Origin of the sequence: Microcoleus sp. AS-A8 (genome assembly GCA_039962225.1) — a bacterium.
Taxonomy (GTDB): Bacteria; Cyanobacteriota; Cyanobacteriia; order Cyanobacteriales; family Coleofasciculaceae; genus Allocoleopsis.
The window spans coordinates 240,778-254,582 of sequence record JAMPKV010000004.1 but is presented as its reverse complement, the minus strand read 5'-3'; the positions used below and the strand labels follow the sequence as shown (position 1 = coordinate 254,582).

10 protein-coding genes and 1 riboswitch are annotated in these 13,805 nt (G+C 46.7%); of the genes, 3 read left to right on the top strand and 7 right to left on the bottom strand.

Annotation, left to right across the window (positions count from 1 at the left end):
- Nucleotides 1–93: 93 nt before the first annotated feature.
- Together dnaK and NDI48_08420 are read right to left on the bottom strand one after the other, a co-directional pair.
- On the bottom strand, nt 94–1,962 hold the full coding sequence (gene dnaK, locus NDI48_08425; protein MEP0831234.1) for a molecular chaperone DnaK: 1,869 nt from the start codon (nt 1,960–1,962) through the stop codon (nt 94–96).
- Nucleotides 1,963–2,333: 371 nt separating this feature from the next.
- Nucleotides 2,334–2,681: a DUF4278 domain-containing protein gene (locus NDI48_08420; protein MEP0831233.1), complete on the bottom strand. Its 348-nt coding sequence runs from the start codon at nt 2,679–2,681 to the stop codon at nt 2,334–2,336.
- Nucleotides 2,682–2,715: 34 nt separating this feature from the next.
- A riboswitch (Glutamine riboswitch) is annotated at nt 2,716–2,794 on the bottom strand.
- A 303-nt stretch (nt 2,795–3,097) separates the two neighbouring features.
- Here NDI48_08420 and tnpB point away from each other — a divergent pair.
- Together tnpB and smpB are read left to right on the top strand one after the other, a co-directional pair.
- Nucleotides 3,098–4,273, top strand: a complete 1,176-nt coding sequence (gene tnpB / locus NDI48_08415) for an IS200/IS605 family element RNA-guided endonuclease TnpB (protein MEP0831232.1) — start codon at nt 3,098–3,100, stop codon at nt 4,271–4,273.
- Nucleotides 4,274–4,337: 64 nt separating this feature from the next.
- The gene (gene smpB, locus NDI48_08410; protein MEP0831231.1) at nt 4,338–4,805 is read left to right on the top strand and encodes an SsrA-binding protein SmpB; all 468 of its coding nucleotides are present in this window, start codon (nt 4,338–4,340) and stop codon (nt 4,803–4,805) included.
- 61 nt (nt 4,806–4,866) lie between these two features.
- On the opposite strand, the gene NDI48_08405 is transcribed toward smpB, so the two are convergent.
- From NDI48_08405 to NDI48_08390, 4 genes are all read right to left on the bottom strand, one after another.
- Nucleotides 4,867–6,294 carry an IctB family putative bicarbonate transporter gene (locus tag NDI48_08405; protein ID MEP0831230.1) on the bottom strand — a complete coding sequence of 476 codons (1,428 nt, stop codon included), beginning with the start codon at nt 6,292–6,294 and terminating at the stop codon, nt 4,867–4,869.
- A gap of 116 nt (nt 6,295–6,410) precedes the next feature.
- A complete protein-coding gene (locus tag NDI48_08400) occupies nt 6,411–7,973 on the bottom strand; it encodes a GAF domain-containing sensor histidine kinase (GenBank protein ID MEP0831229.1) in 1,563 nt (520 codons plus the stop codon).
- 224 nt (nt 7,974–8,197) lie between these two features.
- Entirely contained in the window at nt 8,198–8,965 is a 768-nt protein-coding gene (locus NDI48_08395) for a GUN4 domain-containing protein (protein ID MEP0831228.1), read from the bottom strand.
- A 179-nt stretch (nt 8,966–9,144) separates the two neighbouring features.
- Nucleotides 9,145–9,879 (bottom strand): response regulator transcription factor, encoded by a 735-nt coding sequence (locus tag NDI48_08390; protein ID MEP0831227.1) that lies wholly within the window; start codon nt 9,877–9,879, stop codon nt 9,145–9,147.
- A gap of 1,118 nt (nt 9,880–10,997) precedes the next feature.
- On the opposite strand from NDI48_08390, the gene NDI48_08385 reads away from it, so the two are divergent.
- Complete coding sequence (locus NDI48_08385; GenBank protein MEP0831226.1) at nt 10,998–12,422, top strand: NADP-dependent isocitrate dehydrogenase; 1,425 nt, start codon at nt 10,998–11,000, stop codon at nt 12,420–12,422.
- Nucleotides 12,423–12,560: 138 nt separating this feature from the next.
- Here the strand turns inward: NDI48_08385 and NDI48_08380 are convergent, their stop codons facing one another.
- Complete coding sequence (locus tag NDI48_08380) at nt 12,561–13,673, bottom strand: LptF/LptG family permease (protein MEP0831225.1); 1,113 nt, start codon at nt 13,671–13,673, stop codon at nt 12,561–12,563.
- Nucleotides 13,674–13,805: the final 132 nt, after the last annotated feature.

Genomic DNA, 13,805 nt, shown 5'->3' with positions numbered 1-13,805 from the left:
TTTTGCACACAACTCTCGGAGGAGTCCGGACACTAATACCCTTTCTGTAGGGGTACACCATACCAAAATCTCATCGCCCCTTGTGCAAAACGCTTAATCTAGCTCTTGATCATCTCTGCCACAAAGAGCTGCCATTGCACTGCTTGTAGGCGTTCCTGCTAGAACAAAGGCAGGGTTACTGACTGGTAACTGAGCTTGTTGGCAGCATCCGCTCTGCTTCTGTGTCACATCTCGCAGGTTGCTCACCAACCCTTCAACCCATTCTTTATCAACAGATGAAAGCTTTTCAACAAGTTCAGTTAACTGTCTTTCGGTCTCCCAAAGAACTGATTTGACCTGTTCTCTTGCTTGAATCGGTTCAAGGAGTTTTCGGTCTTCTTTGAACTGTCTTTCTGCATCCACCATCATTCGTTCTACTTCGTACCGATCAACGGTTAAAGCATGAGGAAGTACCATCGCTACTTCTTTCCCAGTTGCTAAATCTTTGGCAGTGATGGAGAGAATGTCGTTATGGTCAACGTCGAATGTGACTTCGATTTGCGGTACACCCTTGGGAGCAAGGGGAATTCCATCGAGGCGGAGAATTCCTAAACTTTTGTTATCTTTAGCGAAGGGTCGCTCTCCTCGTAGAACATTGATTTTTATACTGGTCTGCCCATCCGTTTCGGTAGAGAAAACTTGGGATTTTCGGATTGGGAGGAATGTGTTGCGGTCAATCAGCTTAGTCATCAACCCATGCTGCGTTTCTATACCTAACGACAGGGAGGTCATACACCAAGATATACAACCGTAGTCTACTCGACCAGACAAAACACTGGCTTGGATAGCTGCACCGAGGGCTACAGCTTCCTCAGGATTAACGCCTTGAAGGGGTTCCTTGCCAGTGAATTGGCGTACTAATTCCTGAACTGCTGGGATGTGGGTAGAGCCACCCACAAAGACAACTTCATTAATCTCAGATATTTTCAGTCTGGCTTCTTGGAGTGCTTGTTCGATAGGAATGCGACAGCCGTCAAGGAGTTCTGAACACATTTCCTCAAATTCAGTACGGGTAAGGACTGTATCAATATGTTTGGGGCCGTCTTCAGTAGCTGCGATGAAGGGGAGGTCAATTTCTGCTTGATTAAGGCTGGAAAGCTCAATTTTAGCTTTTTCAGCGGCTTTTAGAAGCCGCTGTAAAGCTTGCTTATCTTGGCGCAGATCGATATTTTCTTGACGCTGAAATTCATCAGCCAGCCAATCAACAATCTTTTTATCGAAGTCATTGCCGCCGAGGTAAGCGTCGCTGCTAGTAGCGAGTAGTTCAAAGACACCATCACCTAACTCTAGAAGATAGACATCCAAAGTAGCGCCACCGAGGTCAAAAACTAGAATGGTTTCGTTGTCCCGCTTATCTAGTCCGTGGGCAAGGCAGGCAGCAGTGGCTTCATTGATGGTACGGAGCACATCCAAACCCGCTAAATAGCCAGCATTTTTGGTGGCTTGTCGTTGAGCATCTGTAAAGTAAGCAGGAACAGTAATCACAGCTTCGGTAACGTCTTCGCCGAGGTAGGCACTGGCAGTGTCGGCAAGTTGGCGTAAAATCTGGGCAGAAATTTCTTCAGGGGTAAACTGTGCGCCTGCATTGGGACAGCTGATTGTAATGCCGCCGTCGCTAGCGGAAACGATTTCGTAGGCAACCTTACTTACTTCCTGGGTGACTTCATCGTATTTGCGCCCGATGAAGCGTTTGACGGAGTGAATGGTGTTTTGATCATTGATTACAGCTTGGCGTTTGGCAATTTGACCCATGAGGCGATCGATCTTCGACCCCACTTCGCTAACGCCGTTTTGGGCGTAACCTATAACGGAAGGCGTTGCTCCCAAACTATCTGTGTTGGCAATAACTCTAGCTTTCCTATATTCCATGACTGCCACACGGGAATTCGTCATTCCTAAATCAATCCCGATTACCTTTGCCATGATGCTCAACTCCGTGGTTGTGTGGTGCGAGTCTATCAGAGGCAAAATAATTTACAGGTGTGGTTTTTTAGCAGAATGTTAGGCTAATTACCGTACCTCAAGTTAATGACAGTACTCTAATACGCTTTTAAATTTGCTTGTAAAATACAGCAAAAATTACTTTTATTAGCCCAGCTCGAAGTATCGGTTGAAGGTATAGCTTTGATTGGGGTCAAGGAGTGGCATAGCTACGAGTTAAAAACATCTATAAGCGTATGGTAAATAACAAAAAAATACCCCCTAATGTAATCTAGGGAGTATTTTTATTCATCAGCTAATTATCGTTTCTAGGAAAAGCCAGATAGGCTCTTTCTTAGAATTCTGGCTAGATATTAGGAGTGATACGCGACCAATCCAACTTCCGCAGCGGAACGATATAGCATGGCTTGCTGACGATTCTTGATCACTCGCTGGGAATTCAGCATTAATGAACGTGCTTTGTCTTGCGTCGAGAAAACAGGACTTGTTGTGGGTTGGGCGCTGTTAGGAGCTGAAGTCACACCATTTTGGTAGCGAACACCGCGATAGGTTAGGTTAACCCGAGGTTGCAGCACGGGCGGCTTTTTCATATTGCGGAATCTCCAATCTAGACCCCGATACTTGCCCCCGACTACATCTTCAGTGCTTTCTACAACTGGAGGGTTGTAATCGTATTGAACACCGCGATAAGAGAGTTTCATGGTTTTCGCCTCTAAATGAACTGTAGTGATATGAGGCGCGTTCCTTCGGGGTTTCTCCCTACTTCCGTCTCCCTGTTAGCGACATTGTTATTGGGCTAAGAGAGATGAACGATTTGACTTCTGTATCTATTGTTACCGTTTTTTGGGAAAATGTCAATTCTTTAATAAATATTTACATTTTAGTGACAAACAGCCTCTTTGTTATGTGACAACTTGTAAGACAATATTCTCAGCACCAGAAATTGCTCTTATCTTACTCGCCGGGAAGACCCCAAGTGTAGCGTTAGCGAAGCGAGGCGCTAGCCCATGCGGAACTTGGGGATGAAAGGCGGAAGGGTTGTGGTCGGAAGTGTTCCGACGCAATTGACAAAAATCAATAGCTTACCTAAAATCAAGGAAATGGATAAATTAGGCCAATGGCAAATAAAGGTTACAAATTTAGACTATATCCGACACCTGAACAGGAATCATATCTTGCTAAGTGTTTTGGGTGTAGTCGTTTTGTGTATAACCATTTTTTGCGGTTGACTACTGATACTTATGCTGAGTCTAAGCAGCATTTAAAATACGGGGATACAGCTAAGTTATTGACAACGCTCAAAAAAGATGAGCATTTCTCATGGCTAACTGAAGTCAACAGCCAATCCCTACAGCAATCGCTTAAGGACTTAGAATCAGCATTTGTTCGTTTCTTCAAGAAACTGGGTAACTTTCCTGTATTCAAGAAAAAGCGTAACCGCCAATCATTTCGCGTTCCTCAACACTGGAGCATTACCAGCGATGGAATGCTCAAACTCCCTAAAATGCAACCGATTAAAATGGTTCAACATCGGGAAATGGAGGGAACGCCTAGCAGTGTTACTATCAGTAAAACTCCTACAGGTAAGTACTATGCATCTATTTGGGTAGAGTACGAACCTCATGAAGCTCCCCTAAATGGTGGGAAGATTGGCGCTGATTTGGGGTTGAAAGATTTTTTAATTACCAGTGAGGGTAAAAAGTATCCAAATCCTAGATTTTACAAGCGTGCATTAAAGCGCTTGAAACGGCTACAACGTTCTTTTTCTCGTAAAGTTAAAGGTTCAAACAACCGAAACAAGCAGCGACACCTTGTCGCAAGAGCGCATGAAAAAGTAGCCAACCAACGCCTAGATATGCAACACAAACTCTCTCTACAGTTAACGTGCGATAACCAAGTTGTGGCGGTGGAAGATTTGCATATCAAAGGCATGGTAAAAAATCACAAGCTTGCACAAGCGCTCTTCGATGCTAGTTGGGGTCAATTCTTGACAATGCTGGAGTACAAAGGAAAACTCTACGGCTGTGAAATTCGCAAGCTAGATAGGTTCTTTCCCAGTTCCAAGCGTTGTTCTAAGTGTGGATATATTCATGAAAATCTAACACTGCATGTCAGAGAATGGATTTGTCCAGAGTGTGATACGCACCACGACCGAGATATCAACGCATCCACGAATATCTTGATATTTTCAGACCCTCAAATACGGCAGGAATTGCCGAAATCTACGCCCAAAGAGCCTGTTGAAAGACGGGGACACCAAGGGGGTTACTCCTTGGGCTTGGGAAGCCCCTAGTGTAGCTCTCACTAGGGGTAATTCACAATCACAATGCTTGCCGTCAGACGTTAAATTTGTTGGTATGAGTGAAAAGAGTGATAGTTATAAAGTGATTGCGGATAATCGGCAAGCCCGTTTCCGCTATGAAATTCTAGAAACTTACGAAGCAGGGATTGAGTTAAAGGGAACCGAGGTTAAGTCCATTCGACAGGGGAAAGCCAACTTACAAGACGGGTATGCCCTGATTCGGAATGGAGAAGCTTGGCTTTTGAATGTGCATATCTCCGCTTACCAAAAAGCTACTGATTTTTTTAACCATGACCCACGTCGCACCCGCCGACTCCTGTTACACAAAAAGGAAATCCGCAAGCTCATCGGCAAGGTGGAACAAGAGGGTTTGACGCTGGTGCCGTTGAAAATGTACTTTACGCGGGGATTTGTCAAAGTCACCATTGCTCTAGGTAAAGGCAAAAAGCTCCATGACAAGCGCGAAAGCCTGAAGGAGCGTCAAGATAAGCGAGATATGGCACGAGCCATGAAGCGAGATTAAAGGGTTGAACGTTGGTCGGTTAAAAAGAAAGCAAGTTGCTCATTGAGCAGCTGAGAAGACTTCAACCTTCAACTTCCAACTCTTCAACCGTTGAGGTATCAGCAACTGGAGGGACGTAGAAACTGGCAATAAGAGCGACCATCAGCCACCAGAGGGTATTAACTTCGGGACGATACCAAACGGTATCAAAAAGATTATGACTGAGCATCCCAAACATCGCCGCGATCGCACCCATTAGCCAAAATCCATTACGATTAGTTAACCTCCGGAAACGACGCATTTGCTGGACACCTTGATTAAACGTGACCATCAGTAACCAGATGAAACAGGATAATCCAATCAATCCCGTTTCAACAGCCACTTCCAGAAGAATGGAATAGGCACTCAAGGCACTGTAGCGAGCACGCATGTAGAGGGGATAGACTTTGTTGAACGCCGTGTTGCCTGGGCCAATGCCGATAATGGGGCGATCGCGAATCATCTCTAAAACGGCCGACCAGACATTAATCCGGAAGTTGTTACTACTATCTTGCCGACCGACAAACATACTAGCAACGCGATCGCGCACAGGTCCCACAAACAGCACAGCCAGAAGCACAACCCCAGCCGAACCGCCCACCAGTACTGGCATTGCCCAAGGACGCCACTCAGGTGGTAGTTGGACGCTGTACCAATACACCAACAGCACTAAGAAGGCAAAAAGACAGACCACAAAGCCAATCCAGCCACCGCGACTGAATGTTAGCACTAGGCAGGAGGAATTCACGATAAACATGGTCGCTGCCAATGCTTTGGTCAGTAACCGCTGCCAAACAAAGATCGCAGCTAAACTCAACGCCACCGCCGGAATCAGATACCCAGCCAGTAAATTGGGATTACCTAAATAACTATAGACCCGCGTTAGTTTTGCCGCAGTTGAGGTGGGATCGACCCAAGTCGCCAGGGCTTTTGCCCCAAAAAACCACTGCCGTAGCCCGTAAACACTAATAATCAGTGATACATGCAGGAAAAGGGCAATAATCCAAGAACGAATCCGGGGCGAGCGCAATACCCGCGCCATCAAGGCAAATAGCAGCAAATAAAGCGTTAGCTTTCCCAAGCCCGTAGCCGCTGCCTGTTTCACGGGGGAGAGGGCACACGCTACCACAGAAATGCCCCAATACAACAACACCAACAGATGAATTGGCGTCACCTTCCGGTGAAACCCTTGTCGCGGTTCTGCCTCATCCGATAGGGTGAGCAACACCCAAAAAGCCGCAGTCGCTATTAACAAAATAGCAATCAGTGCATTGTTGGTTCTCCCGACAAAGGGAGCTAGAACAAGCACTACAGCCACCAACAGCGCCCCTATCGGCTCAGCCCACTGCATCACGTAGCTGCCCCGACGCCAAGATTGTAGCAATCCCACCAGCCGATACAAATAGCTAGCGCCTCGCCACTGATATAGCTGTAAATTTGACAGAGTAAGCTGTTGCCAAACTGAATTCATAAATAGGGAGTAAGAGCGAGAGACTAGAAGCCTGAAAAATGCAAAATATAAGAACCAAAAATCACGATTCTTTGATGTTTAATTCTTAAGGCTGCATCTGGATTCCGGACTCTAGACTACAACCTTTCCTTCACGGACTCAAATAGAGGCAGCGTCACAACATAGCGATACCCGGCTTCTGTGGAGCCTTGAACGGAAATTTCTCCTCCATGAAGTTTTGCCAAATGGCAACTGAGTAATAGCCCTAGGCTTTCACGGGACTCAGCCTGATCAGGAGTCTGGTTGGGTTCACCGTTCAAACTCAAGGGTACCGGGAGCGAAGCTCTCGAAACAACCGGAGCAGCAGGTGATTCGTAACACGTTGCAATCAGTTCGCTGCTTTCCATCTCACTATGGCCCGGTGAAGTTTCTAGAGCATTAGAAACCGCCGCAATTGCCGATGAAGGTAAATACGATGCGCCAATTCCCTCACCGAACTGAGGTAACCCCTCCCCTAACCAAGGGTGAGAAACCCAAATCGCCATATTGATTTTGTCTGTTTTGCGAGAAGCATGAAGGCGAACCTCGCCCTCCGCCTCAGCAGACTGAATCACACTATAGATCAGGTAATAGAGGATTTGCCTAACCTTCTCCTTATCGAGCAACCCAATGCGATTCCCAGGCTCGACAGATAAACGGATTTGGAGTTGCTGACGCTGGGCGATTTCTAACAGGCTATTGATGGCTTGTTGACAGAGCATTTCGATATCGACGGATGTCAGCTGGAGTTGTTCGCTGCCGTCATCCAAAATCTTGAGGTCAACAATTTCATCAACCAGCGATATTAACTGTTGACCACTAAGATGAATAATTTCCAAGTATTCTTTCTGTTTTGTGGTCAGAGGGCCATAAACCTGGCGTGTCAGTACGCTAGCCATCCCCATCACAGACGTTAAGGGTGTTCGCAGTTCCTGAGTCAACTGAGCGAGCAATTGGAGTTTAAGCGAGTTACCAGAGTTAAGGCCAGCAGAAAAATTCTGGGAAATATCTTGTCTATCCGTTGTTGATTCACATTCCCACTCGTCTTGGTACTGACTGAGAGTGGATGACAGGGGAATTTTTTGGCTCGAGCGGCTGTACTCTTGTTTTAAAAAACGGTTCCGCTCAAATTCGCTCAGACTCCAGCGAGCTGTAATAGCTAGCAATTCAATGTCTTTGGCGCTAAAGCAGCGAGGCTCCCAATCCATGACGGCGAGCGTACCCAAGCATAGCCCATCTGCCGTCAATAGCGGTGCGCCCAGATAAGCACGGATACCGTAATGTCCAACTAACAAACTACTGGCAAAGACGGGATGAGTTGCTGTATCGTGAATCGCTAAAACTTGATGAGAGTCTACGACATAGCTGCAAAAGCTTTCAGTTCGCGGCAGAAGGCGCGACTGTGCCAACTGATTCATCAGCCCAACTCTGGATAAACCGACGGCTGCCTTGATGTGCAGGTGATTTTGCGCCATGACGCCTAATATGCCAATAGGGGCATCCACAAGCCGCGCCGCCGTTTGAGCCGCTTCCTCAAAAACAGTAACGGTTTCCGTTTCGAGTAAGCCAAGCTCTCTAAGCGCTGTGAGCCGTTTTTGTTCTCGTACTGCGGGCGTCAAACCATCTAAACGACAAAAAATTCGGGTCTCCGGATTGGTCATAAAAACTTAAAGCTCCATACCTATTGCTTTGAGCGGCTCTCAGGGTTCCTGAAGTTTTATCCGCCATAGATATAGATAACGTTCCCGTATGGCGTCTAGAACAACCATTAGAAGGCATGGAGATTGTTTCGAGACTAACTCAAGTGGTCATGAGTCCTGAGAAAAACCGATTTCTCTGTTTAGGACAATCAGGGAATGATCAAAACCCATTGGGTGATCACCCATTACCCAACCCCCTGGTTTGTGGCAGTCCAAGCTGGATGAGAGAGCAGAGAGGCGATAACCCGTACACCTCGTAGTTGATTAGAAAGCGGTAGATGACCTCTAGGAGCACTGAGATCCCATGTAAACTCGTTTGGGTAACGAGTCCAATTGTTTGCTGTCTTCCAACCGATTTTAGGCCAAAGCTTTTCCCAGTTTTTGCCCATCGACAGCCACAACTCCCGTTGGACAGTAAATCCAAATTTGCCTTGAGAGTGGATGTACCACAGGTTATTCAGGGTTTGTAAATCGGTAATGGGAAAATTTTCTACCTCAGAAAAGTACAGCCATTTTCGTGCAGATGCGGCTGGGCCGGCTAATTCACAGAGTTTTTCTAATGTAAGACGGTCAGCGGCGAGAAAATCGGCAAGGACAAGCTGCTGTTGTAGAGGCAAATAGTCAATCCCAACCTCAGAATTCAAGGGCACGACCCCTGTGGGAAAATGGCTTTGCACAAAGGCTTTTACGTCGGGTGTATTGACCTGATATAGCGTTTGGTAGGCAAGACCTATAGCTAGAGTCGCTGGAGTGGACTGTTGCTCTGTTAAAAATTCCATTAAGACTTCTAAGCCAGTCTCGCCTAAGCTGGCCAATTCGGCAATGAGCTGAAGTTGTTTTTTTTCAGAACTCGTCCGAAGCTGGTGCATTAGCTCAGCCATGCGATTGCCTACGGCACCGCCCAAAGGGCGATCGGAGTCTTCTGTTACTGAGGCAGTGGTTTGGTCTGTCATGAAGCGGCTTGTTTGTTGGTTGCGGCAATATTAATTGTGGCGGGTAAGGGCTAAAAGTTGGAAGGTCGGAACTCACATTCTTGCCCTCAACGGGTACAGTCGGTTTTTTGGGTAATGGGTAGTGGGGCATATATGGACTGTGTCGAGGTTCTGCCGAGTTCCCAAAACGGTTCATCGCCTCATCCCTCCTGTTCACTGTCTTTGTCTTCGTTAGGCGCTTGATATCCCTGTTCGTAGGCAAAACGAATCAGTTGAGCGCGATTCTCTAGTCCTAGCTTATTGAGGATGCTACTTAAATGAGTCTGAACGGTACGAGGGCTGATAAATAAGCGATCGCTTATTTGTTTGTTGGTCAATCCTTGAATTACTTCCCAAAAGACACGTTCTTCTGCGGGTGTCAAGGGTAAAGGACTCGGTGTACTCACTTCCTCAGGAATCGTCTCGGATATCTCCGTGGTTTCCACGAGCGAAGATGGGTTGAATGACGAGGTCGGGCGTGAACCCATCGACAGTTGCATTAACCGGATAATCTCAGAATGGATGCGGCGGGTGCGCTCTAGCTGCGCTTCAATTTTAGCGACTAACTCTCTAGGGTCAACGGGTTTGGTTAAATAATCATCGGCTCCGATTTCATGACCATAAATTCGGTCTTCTAATTCTCCCTTCCCCGACAAAAATATAAATGGCATCAGTTGACCGGAAGGAGTAGCTCGCAAACGGCGGCAAAATTCCAACCCATCCATTTCTGGCATCATCACATCAGAAACGACCAAATCCGGTGGATTTTTGGCAAAAGCCACTAAAGCGTCAGCGCCAGAACTCACTTGTTCTACTTGGTATCCCCGATTTTCCAGGTAGCGAGTCAAGACCGTTCGCATCGTTCTATCATCGTCAACGATTAAAATCTTTTTCATCGTTTTGCTGGAGCCACCTTTCCTGCCAGAGTCCTGGTTATTGGGTTACTCAACCTATCTCTTACCCCTGTAGGTTGGGGTGCTTGAGAGTCGGACTGAGATAAGCAATACATCATATTTATTCTGTTTACTTTATTCTGTTTACCTAAATCCGAGCGCATCATTTAGACCGTGCCCAAAGGCAAGAGCGACTTCAAGCTCAAGGTCGTCAAAATCTGATTTTCTGCCTTAGGTTGAATTCAGGTCTATTTTGTCACTTGAGCTCATAAGTTGCATGAGGGCGATTTCGACTGGTAGTACGGAGACTGGGATAGATCAGGGATAGGCGCTTTGCTCTACATTTTGTTCTAGCCTAACCGTAGAAAATTCCCACAGATAAGGGGAATTGTAAGATTCAAGCGCCTTAAGCCAAGAGCGAAAATAGGATAGCTAGGCTTTAAGCTAGGCTAGGCACTTTGGCATTCGCTTAGCCACACACTCTCACCGTCTAAACTGCTCGGGACAATGCTCTAGGCACGTTCACGCTGGGGCTAGGTAGCGTCATCGCTATGTGGCTGAGAGCGATCCGCCTCTGGCGCTGCGCTCCGCGCAATCGCTTTAGCTCTAGCATAAGACTGCCATGACAAGCCATAGGGTTGCAGACGCCGATCAGCGAGTCTAAACTATCGGACTTTAGGCACCTCGTTGTTACCTAAAGCCTCGCTTTGCTCTCTAGCGCCTAAGATGCTCTCTTACAGCATAATGGCTTATTACTACAGTGGCTCAAAGCTGTCCTGGCTTAGACAAAGCTTTTAGGGTTGTGGTACTTGGCTGTTTTATTGCCTTGATGATCATCGGTATCTGGTTGGATAAGGTATACAAAAATTAAATTCATTCATACAAAAATTAACCTTTCGCACGATGTAGTTTAAGCACAAAGATGCTAGTTTCTAACGAAGCTTGTCATCCCTGGGTCGGAAAAGACGGCCTGCCCAGTTGCGGTTAAAGTTCCTTTCCAAAGGGATACCTGTTGTTTTATCCGCAAAAAACCTTAACTGAACTAGATCTGGCGCAAGGGATCTGGTAGTTTGCCTGCATAGGCTCTACCGATGCTAATCTCGACTCTAATACACTGCTCTATGTACGAGAAAATAACTCCTCCAGATACCGGCTCTCGCATTACCTTCAAAGAGGGTGAACCCATCGTTCCCGACAATCCGATTCTTCCCTTCATTCGCGGTGATGGCACAGGTGTTGATATTTGGCCAGCGGCCCAAAAGGTATTCGATGCGGCTGTTCACGCGGCCTATGGTGATAAGCGACAAATTAGCTGGTTTAAGATTTATGCGGGTGACGAAGCTTGCGACAAGTACGGGACTTATCAATATTTACCCGAAGACACGCTCCAAGCCATTAAAGAGTATGGCATTGCCATCAAAGGGCCATTAACCACTCCGATTGGGGGTGGGATTCGTTCGCTCAATGTTGCCCTGCGGCAAATTAACGACCTCTACGCCTGTGTGCGCCCCTGTAAGTATTACGCGGGAACACCCTCTCCCCACAAAACGCCGGAGAAACTCGATGTGATTATCTACCGGGAGAACACCGAGGATATCTATCTGGGAATCGAGTGGCGTCAAGGTAGCCCCATGGCTGAAAAACTGATTTCCCTGCTCAATAATGAGCTAATCCCCGGAACCCCCGAACACGGCAAGAAGCAAATTCCCCTCGACTCTGGGATTGGTATTAAACCCATTAGTAAAACGGGTTCCCAACGTCTGGTACGCCGCGCCATCCGGCACGCCCTGCGGCTTCCCAAAGATAAGCAGCAGGTGACTTTGGTGCATAAAGGCAATATTATGAAGTACACCGAAGGAGCCTTTCGAGATTGGGGCTACGAGCTAGCGACGACCGAGTTCCGGGCTGAATGTGTGACCGAACGGGAATCCTGGATTCTCAGCAACAAGGAACGAAATCCTGATATTACTCTGGAAGAGAATGCGCGTCAGATCGAACCGGGTTACGACGCCCTGACACCAGAGAAACAAGCTGAAGTTACCAGTGAAGTGGAAGGTGTCCTCAATGCGATTTGGGACACTCACGGCAATGGTCAGTGGAAAGAGAAGATCATGGTCAATGACCGGATTGCTGACAGCATTTTCCAACAAATCCAGACGCGACCGGATGAATATTCGATTCTCGCCACCATGAACCTGAATGGGGATTACCTCTCTGATGCGGCGGCGGCGATTGTAGGTGGTTTAGGGATGGGGCCAGGAGCCAATATTGGTGACACTTGCGCCATTTTTGAGGCCACTCACGGCACAGCACCCAAACATGCAGGCTTAGACCGGATTAATCCGGGTTCGGTTATCCTGTCCGGGGTGATGATGTTGGAATTTATGGGTTGGCAGGAAGCGGCGGATCTAATTAAGAAGGGAATTGGGGATGCGATCGCCAATCGGGCCGTCACCTACGATTTAGCCCGGATGATGACTCCGCCCGTCGATCCACCCTTGAAATGTTCCGAGTTTGCGGATGCAATTATCAAGCACTTCACATGAGATCCTGGTTAGTAGGGTGCGTTAACGGAGTGTAACGCACCAGCTAAAAACGGTGCATTACGGCGCACTAAGTCGTGTAATTGATAAAATTTAATTCCTAGTCTGCGCCTAATGCACCCTACTGTCAGTTCATCCTATTTAACGAGCCGTTCTATATAACAAGAATCCTCCGGTTCCTACACCAAAGACATTAGGCAACCAGCCCGCCATAATCGGAGAAAGAACATTAGACAGACCTAATGCCTCACAGATAAAGTTTAGTAAATAATATGTAAAAATAATAATAATACTGATACCAAAACTCGTGGCTTTACCTGTGCGTTGAGGTCGAGTGCCCAATACCGCACCGATCAATCCAAAGACCAAACAAATGAAAGGGAAAGCGAGTTTTTGTTGAACCCGTAAATCGAGTCGGCGGAGTTTTTTGGCATCACCACTAAGCCTGATAATTCCCTTATATTCATGAATTTGGGCAATATTCATTTCAGCCGAGTCACGGTCTTTACCTGCAATTTCAAAAGGTGTTCTAGGCAGTTTTAGTTGTTGATTTTCAAATCGCACAATATTGCGGTAAGAAGCGTCAGGAGAGACGACATAAATAGTGCCATTGAAGAAATCCCAAGTATTCTGAGCTGGATTCCAAATCGCTGATTCAGCCGTCACAATTTGGTTGAGACTTTGCTGAGACCAGTCTAAAATGGTCAAACCTTTCAGACGTTCGCCGTCAAATTGATTAGCATAAAATAATCGTTTGAGTGCCCGAATTTTTTGACCATCTGGTTGTGTGACTTCTCCATATTCGGGATAGAAAATATTGTTTTCTTGAAAGGATGGCTTTTCTTTTTTCAGTGCGTTCTCCATTGTGACAGTGGCTTGGCGGTTGGCAGCAGGAACAACCAACTCGTTAAATAAGAACGTCATACCCGTCACCACCAAACTCAAAACCACCGCAGGCGCAACAATTCGGTAGAGGCTCACACCACAGCCACGCAAGGCAATCAACTCACTGTCACTGCTGAGGCGAGAGAATGTCATCATTGCGGCTAAGAGAGTAGACATTGGAAATGCATAGGCAATAAATAGGGGCATTTTCAACATCAAGACTTGAACCGCAATCCCGATGGGTAATCCCGCATCCGTTATTTTTCGTACCAAATCAAATAGGGTACCAATGGCGACGCCGACTGAGGAAAAGGCTCCAACCCCAAATAAAAAAGGCGGTATTAGTTCAGTGGCAATATACCGATCCATGACGGATATGCCAGGGATTAGTGAATAAAAAATTTGGCTTGAACCTGATTTCATTGCAGTCAGTGGTTAACCTTCACGGGATAGTTTTTTAGAAGTGACGACCGATTAATCCTAAGTTTTCAATCCGGCGAT

Coding starts and splice junctions, on each gene's coding strand:
- dnaK (MEP0831234.1), bottom strand. CDS start 1,962: ATGGCAAAGGTAATCGGGATTGATTTAGGAATGACGAATTCCCGTGTG.
- NDI48_08420 (MEP0831233.1), bottom strand. CDS start 2,681: ATGAAACTCTCTTATCGCGGTGTTCAATACGATTACAACCCTCCAGTT.
- tnpB (MEP0831232.1), top strand. CDS start 3,098: ATGGCAAATAAAGGTTACAAATTTAGACTATATCCGACACCTGAACAG.
- smpB (MEP0831231.1), top strand. CDS start 4,338: ATGAGTGAAAAGAGTGATAGTTATAAAGTGATTGCGGATAATCGGCAA.
- NDI48_08405 (MEP0831230.1), bottom strand. CDS start 6,294: ATGAATTCAGTTTGGCAACAGCTTACTCTGTCAAATTTACAGCTATAT.
- NDI48_08400 (MEP0831229.1), bottom strand. CDS start 7,973: ATGACCAATCCGGAGACCCGAATTTTTTGTCGTTTAGATGGTTTGACG.
- NDI48_08395 (MEP0831228.1), bottom strand. CDS start 8,965: ATGACAGACCAAACCACTGCCTCAGTAACAGAAGACTCCGATCGCCCT.
- NDI48_08390 (MEP0831227.1), bottom strand. CDS start 9,879: ATGAAAAAGATTTTAATCGTTGACGATGATAGAACGATGCGAACGGTC.
- NDI48_08385 (MEP0831226.1), top strand. CDS start 10,998: ATGTACGAGAAAATAACTCCTCCAGATACCGGCTCTCGCATTACCTTC.
- NDI48_08380 (MEP0831225.1), bottom strand. CDS start 13,673: ATGGATCGGTATATTGCCACTGAACTAATACCGCCTTTTTTATTTGGG.